At 45.6% G+C, this 21,557-nt stretch carries 26 protein-coding genes; 10 read left to right on the forward strand and 16 right to left on the reverse strand.

All coding sequences use genetic code 11. The features are described 5' to 3' along the window. Positions 1-17: 17 nt before the first annotated feature. Both JQC93_RS07380 and ansA read left to right on the forward strand, forming a co-directional pair. Positions 18-617 carry a TetR/AcrR family transcriptional regulator gene (locus tag JQC93_RS07380; protein WP_205157818.1) on the forward strand — a complete coding sequence of 200 codons (600 nt, stop codon included), beginning with the start codon at positions 18-20 and terminating at the stop codon, positions 615-617. 152 nt (positions 618-769) lie between these two features. After that, positions 770-1,783, forward strand: coding sequence for an asparaginase (gene ansA, locus JQC93_RS07385; protein WP_205157819.1), 1,014 nt, complete (start codon positions 770-772; stop codon positions 1,781-1,783). A 126-nt stretch (positions 1,784-1,909) separates the two neighbouring features. Here ansA and JQC93_RS07390 read toward each other — a convergent pair whose 3' ends face one another. Beyond that, complete coding sequence (locus tag JQC93_RS07390) at positions 1,910-2,185, reverse strand: YeaC family protein (protein ID WP_205157820.1); 276 nt, start codon at positions 2,183-2,185, stop codon at positions 1,910-1,912. 106 nt (positions 2,186-2,291) lie between these two features. Between JQC93_RS07390 and JQC93_RS07395 the strand changes: the two genes are divergently transcribed. Continuing rightward, positions 2,292-3,134: a DUF2989 domain-containing protein gene (locus JQC93_RS07395; protein WP_236009389.1), complete on the forward strand. Its 843-nt coding sequence runs from the start codon at positions 2,292-2,294 to the stop codon at positions 3,132-3,134. Between the two features lie 59 nt (positions 3,135-3,193). Here the strand turns inward: JQC93_RS07395 and msrB are convergent, their stop codons facing one another. Continuing rightward, entirely contained in the window at positions 3,194-3,586 is a 393-nt protein-coding gene (msrB, locus tag JQC93_RS07400) for a peptide-methionine (R)-S-oxide reductase MsrB (protein ID WP_205157821.1), read from the reverse strand. A gap of 456 nt (positions 3,587-4,042) precedes the next feature. On the opposite strand from msrB, the gene gap reads away from it, so the two are divergent. The 4 genes from gap (at position 4,043) to JQC93_RS07420 (ending at position 7,393) form a co-directional block, all read left to right on the forward strand. Then, positions 4,043-5,038: a type I glyceraldehyde-3-phosphate dehydrogenase gene (gene gap, locus JQC93_RS07405; protein WP_084887288.1), complete on the forward strand. Its 996-nt coding sequence runs from the start codon at positions 4,043-4,045 to the stop codon at positions 5,036-5,038. 172 nt (positions 5,039-5,210) lie between these two features. After that, positions 5,211-6,095, forward strand: a complete 885-nt coding sequence (locus tag JQC93_RS07410) for a D-hexose-6-phosphate mutarotase (RefSeq protein ID WP_205157822.1) — start codon at positions 5,211-5,213, stop codon at positions 6,093-6,095. A gap of 21 nt (positions 6,096-6,116) precedes the next feature. Then, on the forward strand, positions 6,117-6,923 hold the full coding sequence (rlmA, locus tag JQC93_RS07415; RefSeq protein ID WP_205157823.1) for a 23S rRNA (guanine(745)-N(1))-methyltransferase: 807 nt from the start codon (positions 6,117-6,119) through the stop codon (positions 6,921-6,923). A 128-nt stretch (positions 6,924-7,051) separates the two neighbouring features. Then, on the forward strand, positions 7,052-7,393 hold the full coding sequence (locus JQC93_RS07420; RefSeq protein ID WP_205157824.1) for a hypothetical protein: 342 nt from the start codon (positions 7,052-7,054) through the stop codon (positions 7,391-7,393). Positions 7,394-7,423: 30 nt separating this feature from the next. Here JQC93_RS07420 and JQC93_RS07425 read toward each other — a convergent pair whose 3' ends face one another. Then, positions 7,424-7,867, reverse strand: a complete 444-nt coding sequence (locus JQC93_RS07425) for a YcgN family cysteine cluster protein (protein ID WP_205157825.1) — start codon at positions 7,865-7,867, stop codon at positions 7,424-7,426. A gap of 140 nt (positions 7,868-8,007) precedes the next feature. Between JQC93_RS07425 and JQC93_RS07430 the strand changes: the two genes are divergently transcribed. From JQC93_RS07430 to aqpZ, 3 genes are all read left to right on the forward strand, one after another. Continuing rightward, complete coding sequence (locus JQC93_RS07430) at positions 8,008-8,205, forward strand: DUF2986 domain-containing protein (protein ID WP_205157826.1); 198 nt, start codon at positions 8,008-8,010, stop codon at positions 8,203-8,205. Next, a complete protein-coding gene (locus JQC93_RS07435; RefSeq protein WP_205157827.1) occupies positions 8,206-8,454 on the forward strand; it encodes a YkgJ family cysteine cluster protein in 249 nt (82 codons plus the stop codon). A 94-nt stretch (positions 8,455-8,548) separates the two neighbouring features. Further along, positions 8,549-9,244 carry an aquaporin Z gene (gene aqpZ / locus JQC93_RS07440; RefSeq protein WP_205157828.1) on the forward strand — a complete coding sequence of 232 codons (696 nt, stop codon included), beginning with the start codon at positions 8,549-8,551 and terminating at the stop codon, positions 9,242-9,244. A gap of 116 nt (positions 9,245-9,360) precedes the next feature. Here aqpZ and recR read toward each other — a convergent pair whose 3' ends face one another. From recR to truA, 13 genes are all read right to left on the reverse strand, one after another. Continuing rightward, on the reverse strand, positions 9,361-9,960 hold the full coding sequence (recR, locus tag JQC93_RS07445; protein ID WP_205157829.1) for a recombination mediator RecR: 600 nt from the start codon (positions 9,958-9,960) through the stop codon (positions 9,361-9,363). 14 nt (positions 9,961-9,974) lie between these two features. Continuing rightward, on the reverse strand, positions 9,975-10,304 hold the full coding sequence (locus tag JQC93_RS07450) for a YbaB/EbfC family nucleoid-associated protein (protein ID WP_084887270.1): 330 nt from the start codon (positions 10,302-10,304) through the stop codon (positions 9,975-9,977). A gap of 146 nt (positions 10,305-10,450) precedes the next feature. Continuing rightward, a complete protein-coding gene (dnaX, locus tag JQC93_RS07455; RefSeq protein WP_205157830.1) occupies positions 10,451-12,781 on the reverse strand; it encodes a DNA polymerase III subunit gamma/tau in 2,331 nt (776 codons plus the stop codon). A gap of 44 nt (positions 12,782-12,825) precedes the next feature. Beyond that, complete coding sequence (gene apt, locus JQC93_RS07460) at positions 12,826-13,371, reverse strand: adenine phosphoribosyltransferase (RefSeq protein ID WP_084887266.1); 546 nt, start codon at positions 13,369-13,371, stop codon at positions 12,826-12,828. A gap of 75 nt (positions 13,372-13,446) precedes the next feature. Beyond that, on the reverse strand, positions 13,447-13,845 hold the full coding sequence (locus tag JQC93_RS07465; protein ID WP_205157831.1) for a YbaN family protein: 399 nt from the start codon (positions 13,843-13,845) through the stop codon (positions 13,447-13,449). 28 nt (positions 13,846-13,873) lie between these two features. Next, positions 13,874-14,068, reverse strand: coding sequence for a hypothetical protein (locus JQC93_RS07470; protein WP_205158047.1), 195 nt, complete (start codon positions 14,066-14,068; stop codon positions 13,874-13,876). 144 nt (positions 14,069-14,212) lie between these two features. Then, positions 14,213-15,286, reverse strand: coding sequence for a response regulator (locus JQC93_RS07475; protein ID WP_205157832.1), 1,074 nt, complete (start codon positions 15,284-15,286; stop codon positions 14,213-14,215). A gap of 285 nt (positions 15,287-15,571) precedes the next feature. Continuing rightward, complete coding sequence (gene purF, locus JQC93_RS07480) at positions 15,572-17,089, reverse strand: amidophosphoribosyltransferase (RefSeq protein ID WP_205157833.1); 1,518 nt, start codon at positions 17,087-17,089, stop codon at positions 15,572-15,574. A 33-nt stretch (positions 17,090-17,122) separates the two neighbouring features. Then, positions 17,123-17,614, reverse strand: coding sequence for a CvpA family protein (locus tag JQC93_RS07485; protein ID WP_205157834.1), 492 nt, complete (start codon positions 17,612-17,614; stop codon positions 17,123-17,125). 62 nt (positions 17,615-17,676) lie between these two features. Next, positions 17,677-18,246: an SPOR domain-containing protein gene (locus tag JQC93_RS07490; RefSeq protein ID WP_205157835.1), complete on the reverse strand. Its 570-nt coding sequence runs from the start codon at positions 18,244-18,246 to the stop codon at positions 17,677-17,679. After that, complete coding sequence (gene folC, locus JQC93_RS07495; protein ID WP_205157836.1) at positions 18,236-19,516, reverse strand: bifunctional tetrahydrofolate synthase/dihydrofolate synthase; 1,281 nt, start codon at positions 19,514-19,516, stop codon at positions 18,236-18,238. The genes JQC93_RS07490 and folC overlap by 11 nt, the downstream gene beginning before the upstream one ends. Before the next feature lie 46 nt (positions 19,517-19,562). Then, positions 19,563-20,492 carry an acetyl-CoA carboxylase, carboxyltransferase subunit beta gene (gene accD, locus JQC93_RS07500; protein ID WP_205157837.1) on the reverse strand — a complete coding sequence of 310 codons (930 nt, stop codon included), beginning with the start codon at positions 20,490-20,492 and terminating at the stop codon, positions 19,563-19,565. Between the two features lie 169 nt (positions 20,493-20,661). Then, on the reverse strand, positions 20,662-21,450 hold the full coding sequence (truA, locus tag JQC93_RS07505; protein WP_205157838.1) for a tRNA pseudouridine(38-40) synthase TruA: 789 nt from the start codon (positions 21,448-21,450) through the stop codon (positions 20,662-20,664). Positions 21,451-21,557: the final 107 nt, after the last annotated feature.

A 21,557-nucleotide genomic window follows, 5' to 3' on the forward strand; every position in this document is an offset into this window, starting at 1 on the left:
TTAGGAAAGCACCACGGATGAAGCCAAAAAGCCAAGAAAAACGAACACTTATACTGAGTGCCGCCGGTCAACTATTTATGCATCACGGGTACAACGTGAATATGGAGCAGATTGCTAAAGCAGCCGGAGTCTCAAAACAGACCGTGTATTCTCATTTTCAAAATAAAGATGCGTTGTTTGAGGCCTGTGTTCAATCGCGTTGTATTGAAAGGCAAGTTGACCAAGAAGCCTTTGATTTAGATGCACCTATTTCTGAGGTACTGCTGTCATTTGCTATGCGCTTTCAATCGATGATGCTCGAACCTCAAGTGCTTCAGGTGTTTCGCAATGCCGTTGGCCAAGCGACTCACACACCTCAAATTGGAGCGTCCTATCTAAACTCGGGACCAAAGCCGACGATCGCATCTCTTGCGAGCTATTTAGAGGTTAAGCAAAAACAGCAACGCATTACTCTATCCCTTGATGCCCACGAATCCGCAGTGCAATTGATCATGATGTTCCATGGGAAAGCCGTTTATTGGGCAATGGTCGGACAGGACTCGCAGCAGACGGACGCACAGAGAAAAGAGTATTTGAAAGATTGTGTGGATCTTTTTTTGAACCAACATGGGCTCTAATTGCAAGTCCTCTCGATTGCTGCACCCACTATTGATCGCGTTTGGAAATAAGCGCGTCAAACAACCTGGCTAATTGGACAAAACAGTTAATTTTTAGAATTTTCTGCGTATACTTGCGACAAGTTAAAAAACCACTCAAAAGAGTTACTGAAATGAGTCGCAAGCACATCTATATCGCCTACACAGGCGGCACAATCGGTATGCAAAAATCGTCACAAGGCTATGTGCCTGTGGCTGGTTTTATGGAGAAGCAACTGGCGGCCATGCCAGAGTTTCACCGACCAGAAATGCCTGAATACACCATTCATGAATATCAACCGCTGATCGACTCTTCAGACATGTCTCCTGACGATTGGCAACAGATCGCCAATGACATCCATAAAAATTACGACAAGTACGATGGATTCGTTATTTTACATGGCACTGATACCATGGCGTACACTGCCTCGGCGCTGTCATTCATGTTTGAAAACTTAAGCAAGCCTATCATTGTCACCGGCTCTCAAATTCCTCTGGCAGAATTGCGCTCAGACGGGCAAGCGAACCTGCTAAACGCACTGCATATTGCAGCGAACTACCCTATTAATGAGGTTACGCTGTTTTTTAATAATCAGCTGATGCGCGGTAATCGCAGCACTAAAAGCCATGCGGATGGATTTAAAGCGTTCACCTCACCGAATTTGCCTGCATTGCTCGAGGCCGGCATTAACATCCAACTCTCTCCGTTTACTGAAATCAATAAACTCCCTGTTGGACCGTTAAAGCTTCACTCCATCACTCCCCAACCGATTGGTGTGATCACCATGTACCCTGGGATTTCCCATGAAGTGATCCGTAATACGCTTCGCCAGCCCGTGAATGCGATGATACTGCTTACTTTTGGGGTGGGTAATGCACCGCAAAATCCAGAACTATTGGGTCATCTAAAAGAAGCCTCAGAGCGTGGGGTGATTGTGATTAATCTAACCCAGTGCTTAGCGGGTAAAGTCAATATGGGCGGATATGCGACAGGGTGTGCGCTTGCCGATGCAGGGGTGATAAGTGGCTATGATATGACCTCTGAAGCAGCGCTGGCTAAGCTCCATTTCCTATTAAGTAAAGGGCTTAGTTACACTGACATCAAAACGGCCATGCAAAAAGATATGCGTGGAGAAATGAGCCTTTAACTCAATAGTTAACTCAAACCTAACGTGAGCGATGATAACCCAACAACAACTGAGTTAAAGTGAAAACGCCTGGGCATGATCAATAACCATACTCAGGCGCTCTTAATACGTTAGCGGCAATTTAGGTTAATCTAACTCTTGCACATCGATGCTTTGCTGAGGAACAAACTGCTGTTTAAGTTCTGCTTTGGATTTAAAGGCTATCTCACCATCGGTCGCAACAGACATGTGTTGCGGATTCTCATTGTGTACAGACTGGTACAACATTACTGCCTGCATGCAATGATCACGCTGCTCTTTAGTCAGCTCAGTTCCTTCAGGCCAACGTCCTGTTTCCACCGCAAACAGCAGTCGGTCATAAGCTTCAGGTGTGATCGATTCAATTAATTGTTGTTTATTCATTTGCCGTTACAACTCCTTGTGGCACATTTTGCTCAAGTTACGCAATTGCTCGCCGATACACAAGCATACGGATCACAGTGCTTGGGATTAGGAGCATCACTAAACAATGAAACCATTTGCATTAACCTTCCGCTGCATGCTTTTAGCTATGCTTGCATTCACTTTAAGCGGTTGTTTCGAAAGTCGTTTAAACACAGAGGGTTTGTGTAATAGTAATCCAAGCTTAGAGTGTGAACAGCTCAACATTAACGACGGCAAATGCAGGGTGCAACGAACCGATCTTATCTGGCACCGTTATGACATGTTGAAAAAGCCTGACGATCTAAAACTCATTACAGAATATGAAATGCTGGCGGACTATCAGCGATGCCTGACGCTGGCGGCGCAAATTCGTGCACTGAAAACTACCGCTCAATCACAAAATCGCTTCAATGCATTGCAATACAGCTACAACGAACAAAAGCGGCTTACCACGGTAATGCAAGAAATTGACGACCCCTATATCTACTATTTCTTGTGGACTCATGGCGATGATCACGCAAAGCGCAAATTTTTACAGCTTGAGCCTACAGGACAACTCAATACCCCAACTCTGCAATATTACCTGGCCACCTATTACAGCAATAGAGATCCTGAGCATACGTTGGCGATATTGAATAAAGCCCTAGACTTAACTGGCAAAGACAAGGTCGACAATCGCATCATTCAATCGCTGGCGAGTATTCATCAAACCGCGGGTAATATAGAAATGGCGTATATGTGGGCGATCGTTGGGCGAAGTTTCAAATTACCGGTTTCAGATGACCGCACTCTTGCTGTCTATTATTCGTTCAACGAACAGAAAAAAGCGTTTTTGGACCAAAAAGCAGCAGAAATTGTAACTCACTTACAAAAAGGCACTTACAACACCGCCCTTTTACCTTCACAATCGTATCTGCAAAGCCTCTAAATTTAGAGGCAATGCTGACAACAAGCATTGGGGGTTAATACGTTTTTAAATCTCGTGCATCATTGCTCTTTGGTATCGAATTTTAATGACACTGAATTAACGCAAAAACGTTGGCCTGTGGTGTCTTGAGGGCCATCTTCAAACACATGCCCTAAATGGCTATCACATTTCGCACATCGGATCTCAGTGCGGATCATGCCATGGCTCATGTCCTTAATATAACGAATTGCCTGGTCGTCAATGGCCTTATCAAAACTTGGCCAACCACAACCCGAATCGTATTTGTTATCAGATACAAACAGCGGTGCACGACAGCAGGTACAGTGATAAACACCACTGTTTTTATTGTGCAGTAAAGTACCGCTATACGGGGCTTCAGTGCCTTGCTCTCGACAAACGTGATACTCTTCATCACTTAATTGTTCGCGCCATTGTTGCTCTGTTTTTTTCATGGTTTTGCATCCTTTTAAAATCACAGCGAGTATACCGTTTTCTCTACTGCTGGCTCAACTTTTGATGGAAATCATCTCAACCAGCTGTGTACACATTCACTCATAAAACACGCACTAATATCTAGTCTTACGATTAAAATGATGTCGTAAATCATCGCGGCTGTAGATTGTTAAAACAAAACTTGCAAATGTAGCGGTTTGTAGCACATACTTTGTGACATTCTCGACACTTGTTAAAGCCTGTATATCAAGTGTCTATTTCAGGAATCAGCTTGGTCTGTGTACAAATACGACAGCTGAAGGTGAACAACTCGTTATTCGGTATGTAAGTTTCTAACATTTTTTTGATGTTAGACAAGTTAACCGCAATTTCGGCTTGCGATTCGGCGCTTAGTTTTGTAATTTTACTACCAAGTTATCTTTCAATCGAAAAAAATAAGTTGTGGAGCAACTATAATGACTATCAAAGTAGGTATTAACGGTTTTGGCCGTATCGGTCGTTTCGTATTCCGTGCTTCTGTAGAGCGCAATGACATCGAAGTAGTAGGTATCAATGACCTAATCGACGTAGAATACATGGCATACATGCTAAAATACGATTCAACTCACGGTCGTTTCAACGGTACTGTTGAAGTTAAAGACGGTAACCTAATCGTTAACGGTAACACTGTACGCGTTACTGCAGAGCGCAACCCAACTGACCTTAAGTGGGACGAGATTGGTGTTGACGTTGTTGCTGAAGCAACTGGTATCTTCCTAACTGACGAAACTGCACGTCAGCACATCACTGCTGGTGCGAAGAAAGTTGTTCTTACTGGTCCTTCTAAAGACGCAACTCCAATGTTCGTTATGGGCGTTAACCAAGACTCTTACGCTGGTCAAGACATCGTTTCTAACGCTTCTTGTACTACTAACTGTCTTGCTCCTATCGCTAAAGTTCTTAACGACAAGTGGGGCATCGAGTCTGGCCTAATGACTACAGTTCACGCAACTACTGCGACTCAAAAAACTGTAGATGGTCCTTCTGCTAAAGACTGGCGCGGTGGCCGTGGTGCTTCTCAAAACATCATCCCATCTTCAACTGGTGCTGCTAAAGCTGTAGGCGTTGTTCTTCCAGAACTAAACGGCAAACTAACTGGTATGGCTTTCCGCGTACCAACTGCTAACGTTTCTGTAGTTGACTTAACTGTTAACCTTAAAGAAGCTGCATCTTACGAAGCAATCTGTGCTGCAATGAAAGAAGCTTCTGAAGGCGAAATGGCTGGCGTTCTTGGTTACACTGAAGATCAAGTTGTATCTCAAGACTTCATCGGTGAAGTACAAACTTCAGTATTCGATGCTAAAGCTGGTGTTGCTCTAACTGACAAATTCGTTAAAGTTGTATCTTGGTACGACAACGAAATCGGTTACTCAAACAAAGTTCTTGACCTAATTGCTCACATCTCTAAGTAAGCATTAGCCAAAAACTTGGTTTAGTAAAAGGCGACTTTCGAGTCGCCTTTTTGCATTTTAAACGGCCGTGAAAAGGCTAAATGTCACTGTCCTTATACCAATCGGACTAATTAAGTGGTCAGAAAATTACGCCGGACTATCTCCCACTCTTCGTTACTAAGGTGACCTCACTATGGACTACGTTAACCTACCCACTATTGCAGCCCTATCAGACTGTGTTTCTATCATCAACATGGGCGACTGCAAAGCTGTTCGCGTTATTCACCATAACGCTCAGGCACTGATCTCTCTTCATGGTGCCCATCTCTTGTCGTTTCAACCAACTGGACAGGCTGATCTTATTTGGATGAGTGAAGACGCCATTTTCGATAATAAGGCTGCCATCAGAGGCGGTGTCCCAGTTTGCTGGCCATGGTTTGGACGAATTGCAGCTCCTGCACACGGTTTTGCGCGTACCAGTGAATGGACCTTAGCCCAACATAGAGAAAATGACCGTGGCGTCATCATCGAGCTAACGCTTCAAGATAGCGAGCCGTCTCGTGCAATTTGGCCACACAAGTTTTTTGCTCGACTGCTCATTGAAATCGCAGACACCATCACCCTTACGCTCGAGGTTGAAAACACCGACAGCAATCCTTGGACGTTCTCTGGCGCACTCCATACCTATCTCAATGTGGGTGACATTACTCAAACTACAGTCACTGGAATGGGGCCAACGTACCAAGATAGCTTACAACAAGGAAAAGTTTGCACAGGCAATGAAGAACTGATGCTGACTGACACCATTGACCGAGTGTATACTGCGCCAGTTTCCCCAATCGTATTGTTTGATCCTGTACTCGACAGACATATCGAAGTGCGCAATCAAGGTGACAATAGCGCTGTGCTATGGAATCCGTGGCAACAGGGAGCAAAAGCAATGGCTGACATGCATGATACGGGCTACCAAACCATGCTATGCATCGAGTCCACTTTGCACGCAGCAAGTTTGGAGCAAGGTAAACAACTTGTTCCTGGTGAGAAGCACCAACTTGTGACACATCTGTCCATTAAATAATATTGTAGAGACTATTACGAAATGCACTACCAATGCCCTCTTTGTCAGTTGCCACTCAATTTGGCTGATCGCACTTTAACGTGCAGTAATCGACATCAATTCGATTTTGCAAAAGAGGGCTATGTGAATTTGATGCCAGCACAGCATAAGCGCTCTAAAGCCCCTGGTGACAATAAAGAGATGATGCAGGCAAGACGCTTATTTCTTGAATCCGGACACTATCAGGCGCTGGCACAGCACATTGCCGAGCTTGTAGAAAGCATTACCCCGTCCCAAGGGCAAGTATTGGATATTGGGTGTGGCGAAGGCTATTACACGCAGCATATTGCCGAGCGTATAAACGGTGATTGCTACGGGATAGACATATCAAAAGTGGCGATTCGTTATGCCGCCAAACGATACCAAGAGTGCCACTTTAGCGTCGCCTCTAGCCATCGCTTACCTTTTGCCGACAATAGCTTAGATACCGTAATTCGTATTTATGCACCGTGCAAACCAGAAGAGCTATTAAGAGTTCTCAAACCTGGTGGCCATGTGGTCACGGTAACTCCAGCGGCAAGACATCTCTATCAATTGCGCGAGCTTATTTATGATGAAGTAAAACTGCATCAACATACTGAAACGCTAGAGCCGTTCACCAAGGTTAACGATACGCAGTTAGAGACGATGATGAATCTTTCCTGTAATGAAGCTAAAGCGCTATTACAAATGACCCCGTTTGCATGGAAAGCGACCGCAGAAACCATAGCTGCATTAGAGCAAAATCCAAACTTTGAATGCGAATCTAGCTTTGCTATTCATACCTACCAAAAGCCAAGTAACATCTAGCAATAGTAAAGATGAGCTCCACCAACAACTCATTGATAGCTTAGGAACACTTTTTGCTTAGATTCAGTAGAAGCACTGATTACGCATTACCGCGCTCAGTATTGCCATAATAGCCAAAAGGAAGGGTAATGAATCCACTGAATTCCTCTCAATCTATCGCCTCTGCTGGAACTCAACACACTCCATATGCCTCTAGTGCCGCTGAAGAAAGCGGCAACGATTCGCCTCGTATTGCCGCAGGAGCGTCGACTCCAATGGACGAGACTGCAAAGCCTGCAGAAATACAAGGGTTGACGTCAGAGGGAAAAGCGCTCATTCAAGCGTTACAAGACATTGAAAAAGAATCCGAGCTTGCCAGAGAATCACTGTCCGATGGTGAAGAAAATGATCAAAGCGATCGCAGTTTCTCGATGAAAAAAGCCTTAACGGCTGCGGCAACCATAGGCGGCATATTGCTGGCCGTCGGCTGATAGAATTTTACAGCTCTATAATTAGCGCGTTTATTTCAGGTTCTTTCCAAATGGGTAGATGTGATCTTCCCAGTCAATCACGTCTATTTCGTAGACCACTTTATTGCGCACGCTTTCTCCTGCTGCATGCATAGCAGACTTTGAACCTGTGAGTAATGGATGCCACTCGGGTAGCGGCTTGCCTTCAGCAAGGAGGCGATAGGCGCAGGTTGATGGTAACCAATGAAACTTGTGAATGGTTTCTCGGGTCAACTTAAGACAATTTTCACCAGACTCAAAACGGTTAGGGTAATCTTTGCAACTGCATGTTTTGCTGTTTAGCCAGCTGCACGCTACGTTGGTGTAGTAGACTTCATCGGTTTCTTCGTCTTGCAATTTATGCAGACAACACTTACCACATCCATCACACAGCGACTCCCACTCTTGTTCACTCATTTGTTCAAGTGATTTTTCTTTCCAATATGGTGCGCTCATGTCATGGCCTATTCGGTGGTGCGAAGAAGAGCGCTGAGTTATACCATTTTGACAGCGAAACTCAAGTTATCTCCAACACGCTTCACCTCGCACTGATCGAAAAATTTTAGTAGTATGCGCGCACACACTGGAGAGGCACTATGAACCGCAAAAAGAAAATCAACGAGATACTGAAAAAGAAACAGAAAAAACAGAACGCGAAGCTGCACAAAAGTAATAAGCCTCGTTACATTTCGAAAGCAGAACGCGCAGAAATGGAAAAAGCACAAGCGGAACAAACTGTAGAAGCCAACACCGATACTGCAATTAACGACTCGACAACAGAGCAGAGCGAGTAATTGGACTGTCGGTTAGGGTGCGGTGCTTGTTGTATCGCCCCAAGTATTTCTTCACCCATCCCCGGCATGCCTAACGGCAAGCCCGCCAATACTCGTTGCATTCAACTCAACGATGATAACTTATGTCGGCTATTTGGATTAGACAGTCGTCCAAAAGTCTGCCTCGATTTTGCTCCGGACATCGACGTTTGTGGTGACTCCGATCCACAAGCCATGACCAATTTAATCTATCTAGAGAAAGTTACCTAATCCCTGCCGCCCATTTTTCCTATTAAAGCAATTCGCACTATGCATTTTGTTGTCTACAGTTAAGTAGATATGTTTCAAAATCAAGGGAAGAATAATGAAAGCATACTTAGCAGAAGCAGTTGGCACGTTTTGGTTGGTATTAGGTGGCTGTGGTAGCGCTGTATTAGCCGCGGCCTTTCCTGAGGTTGGCATTGGGCTCTTGGGAGTCTCACTGGCGTTCGGTCTCACCGTATTAACTATGGCTTATGCCATTGGGCACATTTCGGGATGTCACCTCAATCCGGCAGTCACCATAGGTCTTTGGGCGGGTAAGCGTTTTGATGCGTCCCAAATTATTCCCTATATAGTGGCACAGGTCGTTGGCGGGATACTTGGTGGCGGAGTCCTTTACTTAATCGCAACCGGTCAGGCTGGATTCGACGTCGCAGAGTCTGGCTTTGCCACTAACGGTTATGCAGAACGTTCACCAGGTGGCTACGATCTTTCAGCAGGTTTTATTGCTGAAGTCGTCATGACAATGATGTTTATTGTGATTATTCTCGGCGCAACCGATAAGCGTGCACCTCAAGGATTTGCCCCAATAGCGATCGGTTTGGGATTAACTCTAATACATTTAATCTCTATCCCAATTACCAATACGTCAGTCAACCCAGCGCGCTCAACGGGTGTGGCTATTTTTGTCGGTGATGGTGCATTAACACAACTTTGGATGTTTTGGGTTGCCCCTATTATTGGAGCAATACTAGGCGCTGCAATCTATCGAGGAATATCGAGTGAATCTGAGGGGTGATCCCGTTGATTTATTAGGTTGGAGTTTTGCAATCAAAAAAAGCCGCATTTAAATGCGGCTTTTTATACCAATCGAAGTCATTAACTGGTCAGAAAAGTGCTTTGGTTGGTATTAGATCATATTTTTTGGCGACCCAGTAAGGAGTGAGACAGCGTTGTCCCATCCACCAAGTCTAACTCGCCACCAACCGGAACACCATGTGCAATACGACTGGCATTAACCTTGTGCAGGTGGCAAAGCTCAGCAATGTATTGGGCCGTGGCCTCCCCCTCTACTGTGGGGTTTGTGGCAAGGATGACTTCTTCGATATCACCCACTTTCAAACGATAATCAAGTTCATCCAGCCCAATATCCGAAGGGCCAATCCCATCAAGTGGCGACAGGTGCCCCATCAACACAAAATAACGACCGGAAAATTGCCCTGTGGACTCCACCGCTGCTATATCGGCAGGGCTTTCAACCACACACAACTGCCCATTAGCCTGTCTTTTAGGGTTTAGGCAGATATGACAAGTTTCTTCTTCGGTGAACGTTCGACATTGAGAGCAATGGCCAATTTCTGTCATCGCTTGCGACAACGCATCGGCCAATTGTAAGCCACCTTTACGATCTCGCTGTAGAAGCTGAAACGCCATGCGCTGAGCAGATTTTGGTCCTACTCCAGGCAAACAGCGTAACGCCTCCATTAACTGATCCAGCTTTACACTGGTACGCATCGAGAAAGCCTAACTTAGAACGGCATTTTCATGCCTGGTGGAAGTTGCATTCCACCAGTGACTGACGCCATTTTTTCTTTTTGCGTTTCTTCGATACGACGTGCAGCGTCGTTGAACGCAGCTGCAATCAAATCTTCCAGCATTTCTTTATCATCTTCCATCAAGCTTTCATCGATGTCGACGCGACGAACGCTGTGGCTACCAGTAATGGTCACTTTTACAAGACCTGCACCAGATTCACCTGTTACTTCCATGTTGGCGATCTCTTCTTGCATTTTCTGCATACGATCTTGCATTTGCTGGGCTTGTTTCATGATATTGCCCATTCCGCCTTTTCCAAACATCTCGATTCTCTCTATTCTGCTGAGTAGTTAACTGTGAGACTTAGCCGTATTACGCTTGCTGGCAAACCTCAGGTTTGTAGCACGTCTACACGCACCAAGTTATGATTTATTTATGGGGGTAATACAACGCTATTTCAAGTATCGCCCTATATAGGTCTAACGGTATCACTGTCCAGTTGCGCCCCAAAACGGGTCTGCAAAAACTGGATATGAGTATCTTGCTGCAGTGCGTCATACGCCTGAGTCATTTTTTGTTGATACAGCTTATCTTTAATTTCCAGAGGCGTCTCGCCTTGTTCACCTACTTTAACCGACACCTGACATGGCTTGCCACGCAAACCACTTAGAGCTTCCGTTAAGACCTCAATGGCTTTGGGACTGATTAGGTGAGCTTGGCTTGGTCGTAGACATAACTGAAAATGCTCGCCCTGCTCCTCACAATGTGAGTTAAGCGCGAGCTGCTCCACCATTTTAGGGATAGTCAGTTCAGCTATTTCCGTTGCCCAGTGGTCTTTTTCTAACGCTTCTTGTTGCAACTTAGCGTTCATTTCTGGCGTACGCTCATGTTGCAGTGCCTGTTTGAGTTGCGCTGGCGTCAATTTATCCGATTGCTGTGCTTGCTGCTGTTTCTGCTTAGCCGCTTCGCTAGGCTGCCATTGATAAGGTTCATTGGCTGTTGCTGCGGTTTGCTGTTGAGACTTGCTAAAGGTCGTGTCATTAGGCGAAGCACTAGTAGGTAGAGAGCGCACAGGCGCAGAACTCGACTTATCTGCTAAGCGATCAAAAATGGACGCTTTGCTGTCTACCTTACCGGGCTTTTTTGCTGAGTCAGCTCCTGTCTCAGAGTGCTTATCGAGCTGTACTCGCTTTGAGCGCAATTGATGACGCAGCCCACCAATAGCAGAGCCCTGCCCACTCGGCTTCGCGGTGTGTGAGGTTGCTGGTTGCTGGTTTGTCGCTGGCGCGTTATCTCGCTCTGGTCGCGTTACTTGAGGTGGCTCTGACTGCGGTGCATGTGACTGCACCGGTTTTGACTCAGCGAAATCGTCGTAGGACATTGGCTGATAATCATCTTCCGACGGGTATTCCGGCTGGCTGTCCACAAGTGATTGAGTTCTGCTGTCAACCGGAGGTTGAGCAGCCGTTGACGCAGGTGTCTGATCATTGCTTTGCACTGACGTTTTCAACGCTGCAGACGCTTCATCGTTAGCCTGTATAGTGCTCGGAACTGTCTTTGTTACTGACTCAGGCTTAGCTTTAGCCTCAGGTTGGCTTACTGCCTGTGGCTTAACTTCGGTCACAGGTGCAATTTTTGGCACCGCAACATCTACCGACCCCACTGCAGGAGTATCGGCAGCTTGCGCATCAATCGATAATGCATAGGTCTGCTTCACCTTAGGTTTAAAGGCCAGCAGTCTTAGCAGCACCATTTCTACACCTTGCTTTGGCAAAGGTGCCAAAGGCAGACTTTGACGACCTTTTAAGGTGATTTCGTAATACAGCTGAACGCTTTCTGGCGATAGCTGCTGAGCCAATGCCGCAAAAATTGCACTCTCAGGCTCATTAGGGTTGAGCGCTTTCGGCATAACTTGCAACATCGCAATTTTGTGAAAATGCTCTGCCATCTGCTTAAGCAAGACATCCCAATCAGCGCCTAATCCAGCAACTTGATCCAAAGTGGCAAAAAGTGACTCTGCATCGTTGAGTGCTACTGAACGGACAACTTGCATCGCATAATTAGCATCGATGGTGCCAAGCATTGAGTGGACCGTATGCTGGTCAATGACACCATTACCCAATGCGATAGCCTGATCCGTAAGACTAAGCGCATCACGCATACTACCATCACCAGCATGAGCAAGTTGCTGCAGCGCTTTTAGCTCAAACTCAACCCCTTCTTGCTTAAGAATATGTTCCAGTTGACCGGAGATATCATCAAGCTGATGAGGTTTAAGATGAAACTGCAAGCAGCGCGACAAAATGGTAACGGGTAGTTTTTGAGGATCCGTTGTCGCCAACAGAAACTTCACATACTCTGGTGGCTCTTCTAATGTCTTTAGTAGCGCATTGAAGCTATGACGAGACAACATGTGTACTTCATCGATTAAGTACACTTTGTAGCGTCCACGAGCTGGCTTGTACTGGACGTTATCCAGAAGCTCTCGGGTATCTTCTACTTTTGTTCTTGAGGCTGCGTCAATTTCTAGCAAGTCAACAAATCGACCTTCGTCAATTTCTTTGCAGGTTGCACAAACGCCACACGGATGCCCTGTGACGCCCGTTTCACAATTTAGCCCTTTGGCAAAAATTCGGCCGATGGTGGTCTTACCCACCCCTCTTGTACCACTAAACAGATAAGCATGGTGCAACTTATTATTGTCCAATGCATTACCAATCGCAGACAGCACATGTTGCTGGCCTACGACTTGATCAAAGGTGGCGGGACGCCATTTTCTTGCTAACGCTAAGTAGCTCATTCAATTTCCAGATGTGTCGTGCTGCGAACAGTCGCAATCACGATTTAGTGACCGTCAAACTCACAGATTGAGAATACATTAAGACCGAGTTTCTCTAGTCGTTTGTCTCCACCGATTTCAGGAAGGTTAATCACAAACGCCGCATGTTCAACTTCGCCACCAAGTTGGCGAATTAACGCCGTTGTTGCTTCAATAGTGCCACCGGTTGCCAATAGGTCATCAACCACTAACACTTTATCGCCCTCTACAATAGCGTCAGTGTGGATTTCGAGTACGTCTTCGCCATATTCTAGTTGGTACGATTGAGCAATAGTTTTACGAGGAAGCTTACCTGGCTTACGCACAGGTACAAATCCAACACCTAATTCAAGCGCTAAAGGAGCTCCAAACAAAAAACCACGAGCTTCCGTACCAACAACTTTAGTAAAGCCCATTGATTGATACTTTTCGACAAGCAATCCAATGGTTGCTTGATACGCTTTAGCATCTTCGAGAAGGCTAGTGACGTCTCTAAAAAGGATGCCTGGTTTTGGGTAGTCAGGAATAGATTTAATGCTGTCTTTAATAAGCGTTAGAGTTTGAGTATTCATAGTGTTCACTTTTTGGGCTCGTACCTGAGCCTCTGAGTCGAGCAAAATGCTCTTTAAATTAATTAGGAGCTAATGTTAGTGATTTTCTGTGGGTGGGGCAATATCGACATGAGTAGGAATTGATCGAAACCAGATAATCAAGGCTAAAAACAGGCCTGCTAGTAACATCTTTACCCAAATGAGTGGTGCTACGATTATTGAGACAGTAAAACTCGCCACTATAAACAGATAAGCTTTTTTCTTTACAGAGCGCTCTATGCAGCGGTTTTGTTGCCAATTCTGTAAGATCGGACCAAATGTAGGGTGCTGATTAAGCTTTTTATAAAGCGCGGGATTTCCGCGAACAAAGCAAGCACTCGCCAGTAATACAAAGGGAGTTGTTGGTAAAATTGGCAGAATGGCCCCAATAACACCAATAAACAGAAAGGTGGTACCTAACGCGGTATAAACCCAGCGCTTAATAGTAATACCCACCTCCCAACAGCCATAAGTGGTATAAAATCTAGAACGAATATCCGCCCATGACTTTAGTCCAAGTTAAAATGGCAGGCAATAGTGGCAGCGCTAAAACAGCAACAAATCCTAGAAAATAGGCAATGTTATACGGGTCTTTAAACGTTGTAGAGTGAGACGCGTTTGATTGAGTCGACACTTGAGCCGTAAATGTGTCTAAGGTATCAATAGCAATGCTGGTCATGGAGAGTTCCTTTCTTGGGTCGTGGTCTAGCAAAAACGTTGCTAGTAAACAATACAATGAGAATCACACTCATTAAAATTGCCTCGACTATAGCCAAAAAAAGACCTGACAAAAACCGACAGTATGTAAGGGTATTCGCGCGCTTTACTCGACGCTAAGGCTAAAGCGCAGTCGCGCTCCAGAGGTTGGCGAAAACGTCCAGACCGTTTGCGCAGCGAGTTCTATAGTTTGACACGCTTTTTCTAACTCAGATTGAACAGCTTGCCCAAGCAGAACGGTTGATGAAGGGCTGTTTTCCAACGGAATACCAAAATTTAATGTCCGAATTTGTTTTAACGGACAATCTGCAAGCGCAAAAAAACTGGCAACAGGCTCTAAATAATTAATCTGATGGATAGAGTTATTGATCGACTCAACCAACTGGAAAAAACTGTCCACTCTGCCATGGTGACGTCGGATGTAGTCGTTTACGATCCCTCTTACCATTAGTGCACTTGCTACACCGTGCTCAGGGGCCGTATTAGTATCAATGGCGTACATCAACCACTGCCCGTTCATTAGCCACACATAGTCGTAGACCAGAGGTGCAGTGTCAGCGCTTTGCATCAATTGGAAACGACACGACCAATCTCCCTGACTGGAGCTGTTTGAGGGAATAAGCGCTTGTAGGAGTTGATTGGCTAATACAGGATCCGAGTCCAACTGTTTCAAGTGCCAGTGCAGTTCTTGCTCGTCCGGCAGTTGCCCTTCACTACTCAAACCAAACCATTCGCTGGCAAAATCCGTTGACTCTCGACCGTCATCAGAGTGCTTAAGTGCTTCGTCAACGGCTGCTAACAGGTGTTGTGGGTTCTTAATGGGTTTGATTAAAAAATCTTTAATGCCAAATCTCAGCGCGTTGGCAACGACCGACATCTGGTCAGTACTCGACACGACAATCATGGCCAATGACGGGTATTCACGAGCGGCCTCTTCAACAAACTCCAGTCCATTCATGATCGGCATTTCAATATCACACACCACAAGATCGGGGTGCGATTTATCGAGCATTTGCAGCCCTTGTAATCCGTTTTCTGCTTCTACAACTGTCAAGCCACTCGCTTCGAGTATGGCTCGGGTCATTTGACGAAAAATTGCGTCATCATCCACCACCAATACTACGCTTGATGTGCTGGCCTCTATGGCTGTATGTTGTGCGACCGCGCCTGGTCTGTTCATCTGTACTTCCCTTAAAACTCACAAAACCACTATGAATTAAATTTAAATCTGTCTATTTTTATTATTAGAGCAACTTTTTAATAACAGTAGTCAATAGCCACAAGAAACTCAAAAAATGGCGTACTCTTTACACTGTCAAGGCCTTTTTTTGCGAAAACGATCTCGAATGCGTCATTGGTTTAGACAAAAAAATGCCGACTATCTACTTAGAGATGGTCGGCATTCTAATGCTTTAGTACCAACTAGTTAAGTGTTAGTTGGCCTAAAAATTGTACAACCGTACGCTTATGCGCCTTCGTTGTACAACTCTAGGTTGGCAAGCTCTTGAGCAATGTTCTGCTCAAGCTTAGCGTCGTCGTTACGAAGCTCGTCCAAGAAATCGAGGTATTTCTGGTCGATATCTCCGGTCACATACTCGCCATTAAACACTGATGTTTCAAACAGAGAAATATCGGCATTACCCATGCCCACCGCAGAAACAAGATCTTCCAGCGATTGGAACATCAAACCGTCAGCGCCAATAATTTTGCAGATTTCATCCGCGTCACGGCCATGAGCAATCAACTCGTTGGCGGTCGGCATATCGATGCCATACACGTTAGGGAATCGAATCTCTGGTGCTGCAGATACCATATAGACTTTATTTGCCCCTGAATCACGCGCCATCTCAATAATCTGTTCTGACGTAGTACCACGAACGATTGAGTCATCGACAAGCAATACATTTTTGCCTTTAAATTCAGAGCGGATCGCGTTCAGCTTGCGGCGAACCGATTTACGACGTTGCTGCTGCCCCGGCATGATAAATGTACGGCCAACATAGCGGTTTTTCACAAACCCTTGTCGATACGGCTTATCAATAATTTGCGCAATTTCGAGCGCAATATCACACGAAGTCTCTGGGATTGGGATCACCACATCGATGTCTAAATCTTCCCACTCTTGCTTGATTTTTGCGCCTAGCTTTTTGCCCATTTCTACACGTGCACTGTAAACAGACACTTTGTCGATGAATGAATCTGGACGGGCAAAATAGACGTATTCAAAGATGCATGGGTTTAAACTTGGGTTTTCTGCACACTGCTCAGTAAACAGTTCACCTTCTAGGGTTGCATAGATTGCTTCACCAGGGGCAACATCACGTACGAAGTCAAAACCAACGGCATCCAAAGCCACCGATTCTGAAGCGACCATGTATTCGGTGCGTCCTTCCACTTCTCGTTTACCTAAACAAAGAGGACGAATGCCGTTAGGATCGCGAAAAGCAATCATACCGTGGCCAATAATCATTGATGCTACTGCGTAAGCGCCACGAATAGTGCTATGAACGTTACGTACGGCTTTAAACACATCTTCTTTGGTGATGGTAAGTCCAGGGGCTAGATCCAAGTTGTGCGCGAGTACATTAAGCAGCACTTCAGAATCTGAAGTCGTGTTAACGTGGCGACGATCGTTTTCAAATAGCGACTGACGGACTTCATGTGCATTGGTCAAATTACCATTGTGAGCCAACGTAAGACCAAAAGGCGAGTTCACGTAAAAAGGTTGAGCTTCAGAGGCACTGGAGCTGCCTGCTGTTGGGTAACGGACGTGACCTATACCAACGGTACCTTGCAAGCGCTGCATATGCTTCGCTTCAAAAACATCTTTAACCAGTCCATTGGCTTTACGCAGACGAAAACGATTGCTTTCTATGGTAATAATACCCGCAGCATCTTGACCACGATGCTGTAACACCGTTAACGCATCATAAATTGACTGGTTAACGGGGGTGATGCCCACGATTCCAACAATACCACACATGTTTTTTTCCTCGACTATGGCAAACGAACACGCCTAAATGGCGTTCTTCAAAAAGCTTGATGATTGCTGGAGATGCTCAAAAAATGGTTCTATCACTTGGCCAAATTCTGGGATAAGTACTGATTCTTTCCACCACTGCGACTCTGGCAATGTGGTAAAGGCGTCGACAAAAAAGAGCAGCGCCGCAACAATCAATACACCCCGAACCATGCCAAACACCACGCCTAGCACCCTATCGGTGCCCGACAAGCCAGTTTTGCTGACTAACTGCCCTATGGCGTAGTTAACGATAGCGCCGACAATCAAAGTTGCGATAAACAGGGCAGCAATGGCCGCGCCATTTCGTATCAACTCATCTTCAATATTGGTGAAGTAAACCGCTAATTTGCTGTAATACTGACTGGCGATAAAAAATGCGCCAAACCAAATTACCAATGATAGCGCTTCTTTGACAAAACCGCGGACCAAGCTGATCAGAGCGGACAAGGCCACTACACCAATAATGATAAAATCGACTGTGTTCATTTTGAGTACATCTCGTATTTGGCGCGCATTTTAACAGAAAAAATGGTAACGCAAACGTTTTCTTATGGATTTAGTGGTTTAAATTTGAGCACTTGACCTTCTAGGCCAATAATTGCTTTTAACTCAATAATCTGCTTTTCCAGTTTTTCTTTAGAGACATCTGGACCAACAACTATCCGATTAAAGCCATTATCTTGCTTAATAATATTGGCTGGATAGCCACTGTTTTTCAGATCAGCCACTATTGCTTTGGCATTGTCTTCATTTTTTAGTGACACCAACTGAATGATCCACGCACTGTCGGCATAATCATTTACCTCGGGAACATCGTTAATGACTACTTCCACCTGCGGCGGCTCATCAGTTGGCAATGCTTCTTCGCTGTTCGCTGTGCCCGACTCTTCTTGAACTACAAACTCCACCGGCGCTTCAGGTAACTCGATATCATCATTGATGGGTTCAAGAACCTCAAAGCTGACCGCTTCGCTTTCAACTGTCGGCCTGATAGGGATCTTGGCAAAATCTTCTTGAAAATGCTTTTTTTCGCCGTCGAGAATGTCAGGCAAGAAAATCACACCTACGGCGGCAAGAATGATGGTTCCAACAATGCGGCTTTGAAACTTAGTGGCCATTCAACGTTCCTTGTGTACAAAACTCTAATACTTCACCCACCGTGACAAACGACCCCATAACCACAACAATGTCGTCTTTGTCCGCGAGCTTGAGCGCCTCTTGGTAGGCTTCTATCGCACCATCATAGGTGTGATAGTTTGTGCTAAATTGATCCACAACCTCAGCCAGTTGTTGTGCTTGGGCCGCGCGATCACCGGATAAACTTGCTAAGTGCCAATCAGTAACAACCTCAGACATTGCATTGAGCGTCTCCTCAATATCTTTGTCTTTCAGCATACCCACAACCACAATGACCTTTTGCATTGGGTAACGCTGCTTCAAACTGCCTGCCAAATATTGAGCAGAATGAGGGTTATGCGCAACGTCCAATAGAACCACAGGATCGGTACTAAGCAGTTGCATTCGACCATTTAACTTCGCGTTTTGCAATCCATTCACTACATTGACATCGGTAATATTGAGCTCCGACACACCAAGTGCTGTCAGTGCCGTTGCGGCATTTTGTAATGGAAGATTAGGAATGGGCAACTCGTCCAAATCAAATTGGCCACAACGCCAAGACCATTGAGCCCCGTCACTATGGTAGTGATAGTTAATACCCACTTGATACAACTTAGCACCAATGTCATCCGCATGCGCAGCAACCGTGCTAGGTGAGTCTGGTTGGCCACATACAGCAGGTTTTCCACTACGAAAAATCCCCGCCTTCTCAAATCCAATCACATTAATATCGTCGCCTAACCAATCAACATGATCCACGGCTAAGGAAGTAATGACTGAAACATCATGATCGACAACGTTGGTCGCATCCAATCTGCCGCCCAACCCTACTTCCAAGATGACCACATCAACAGCTTGCTGTTGAAAGAGCCACAAGGCAGCCAAGGTGCCAAACTCAAAGAAGCTTAAACTTGTGTCACCGCGCAACTCATTAATGTGGGCAAACGCTTCACTATGTAAATCGTCGACGAGTTCTTTGCCATTGACTCTCACACGCTCGCTATAGCGAATAAGGTGCGGAGAGCTGTACACGCCAACCGAATAGCCAGCGTCGAGCAAGATCGCCTCTAAAATAGCGCAAGTGGACCCTTTGCCATTGGTTCCTGCTACGGTAATCACTTTTGGTGCGGGGCGAGATAAATGTCCATCCTGAGCGACCTTTTGGACTCGGTCGAGACCAAGGTCAATGGCACTAGTATGAATATTCTCTAAATAATGAAGCCACATCTCGAGTGAAGATGTGGCTTTTGGGGAAGCGTTTTGATTCATCAATCTATATTAAGGCTATGCCTGTTCACTGCGATTGAGAACTACTTTACTCGTTTTCGTCCGCGACGGGTACTGTGTATTCCTCTTGTTGAGGTTTTTCTGTCACAGAAACCACCAATGGAGAGGATTGCGCGGTCATTTTGGCGATTAAACCACCAATGGTTTGGCGCATATCGCGGCGATCGACGATCATATCAATCGCACCATGGTCGAGCAAAAACTCACTGGTTTGAAAGTCTGCTGGTAAATCTTCACGAACTGTTTGTTCGATAACGCGACGTCCTGCAAAACCGATTACCGCTTTAGGCTCACCAATGTTGATATCGCCTAGCATCGCAAAACTTGCCGAAACACCACCCATCGTTGGATCGGTCATAACCGAAACAAATGGAAGGCCTTTGCGAGACAATCGCTCAAGCGCAGCACTGGTTTTGGCCATTTGCATCAGCGACATCAACGCTTCTTGCATGCGCGCACCGCCAGAGGCAGAAAAACAGACCAGTCCGCAATTGTTCTCGATGGCAGCATCAACCGCTTTAACAAAACGAGCCCCAACCACAGAGCCCATAGAGCCACCCATGAACTTAAACTCAAATGCACAAGCAACAATTGGCATAGTGAGAAGTTCGCCTTTCATAGCGATCAGCGCGTCTTTCTCACCGCTGGCTTTTTGATAGGTAGAGATACGATCTTTGTAGCGCTTCGTATCTTTAAACTTTAACTTGTCTTGCGGCTCTAGCTCAGCCGCAATTTCGACGCCCGTTCCTTCGTCTAGGAACTTTTCTAATCGTAAACGCGCTGGAATGCGCATGTGGTGGTCACACTTAGGACACACCTCTAGGTTTCTTTCAAGCTCAGCGTGGTACAGCACCTGGTCACAAGAGGTACACTTAGTCCACACCCCTTCAGGGATATTCGCTTTACGTTGAGACGTGCCAACATTGGATTTGTTAAAAATCTTTTCAAGCCAACTCATGGAAGTCCTTATTAGCTAACACTCACGTCAAGACGCAAGATAATGAAATCTGGTGTATTTGTGCGTGGAATTAAACCATAGATCCAACGCTCTGTTTACAAAAAACTGGTTGTACCTATCAGAAAATAGATGAATTACACGCTATTTCAATCATTAGAAGACGAATTTACTACTGCTGTGGCAAAAACAGCGGCCCCATAGGGACTTGTGGTAAGTCAAATTCTTGTGGGTAGTCCACCGCAACCAAATACAAACCATGCGCTTTTGCCGTTGCTGATGCAAGTGTGCGATTTCTTTGCTCTAACAACCACTTAATCCACTCTGGCTTTTGTTCTTTGCGCCCAACAGTGATTAGACTGCCCACAATGTTTCTGACCATATGGTGCACAAACGCATTGGCTTTGATATCAACCACTATGTATTGATTATAGCGAACAACATTCACATGCATAATATTGCGGTTTGGTGAGTTGGACTGACATTGCGCTGCTCGAAACGAACTAAAGTCATTTTCGCCAAGCAAATATTGGGCGGCTTCATGCATTAACGTCTCATCGAGCTCGCCGTGGTAGTGGCTAACGCCTTTTGCTAATACCGCTGGGCGGTAGTCGCTGTTGTAAATAACGTAGCGATAACGGCGTGCAGTAGCACTAAATCGTGCGTGAAAGCTCTCTGGTACTTCTTTAGCCCAACGCACGGCTATCTGGTCTGGCAGGTTGGCATTAACCCCCATAGTCCAAGCCACGAGCTTTCTCGACGCGCTGGTTTCAAAATGGACAACCTGCCCCGTGCCATGTACGCCAGAATCTGTGCGCCCTGCACACTGTACTTCTATTGGTTCATTGGCTATCACCGACAACGCTTTTTCCAGCTTTTGCTGCACCGATACTACGTCGCGTTGACGCTGCCACCCGTAGAAAGAGGCACCGTCATATTCTATTCCTAAGGCTATTTTCATTGTATTACCTACCTTTTAATTGCGCGCAGTATATACCGACTCAAGCACAAAGAAAAAGGGAGTAAACTATGTTTACTCCCTACTGCTATTTAAAGGCTAATTGATGA

The sequence above is a fragment of the Vibrio ulleungensis genome, assembly GCF_016900875.1.
In the GTDB taxonomy this organism is placed as follows: Bacteria; Pseudomonadota; Gammaproteobacteria; order Enterobacterales; family Vibrionaceae; genus Vibrio; species Vibrio ulleungensis.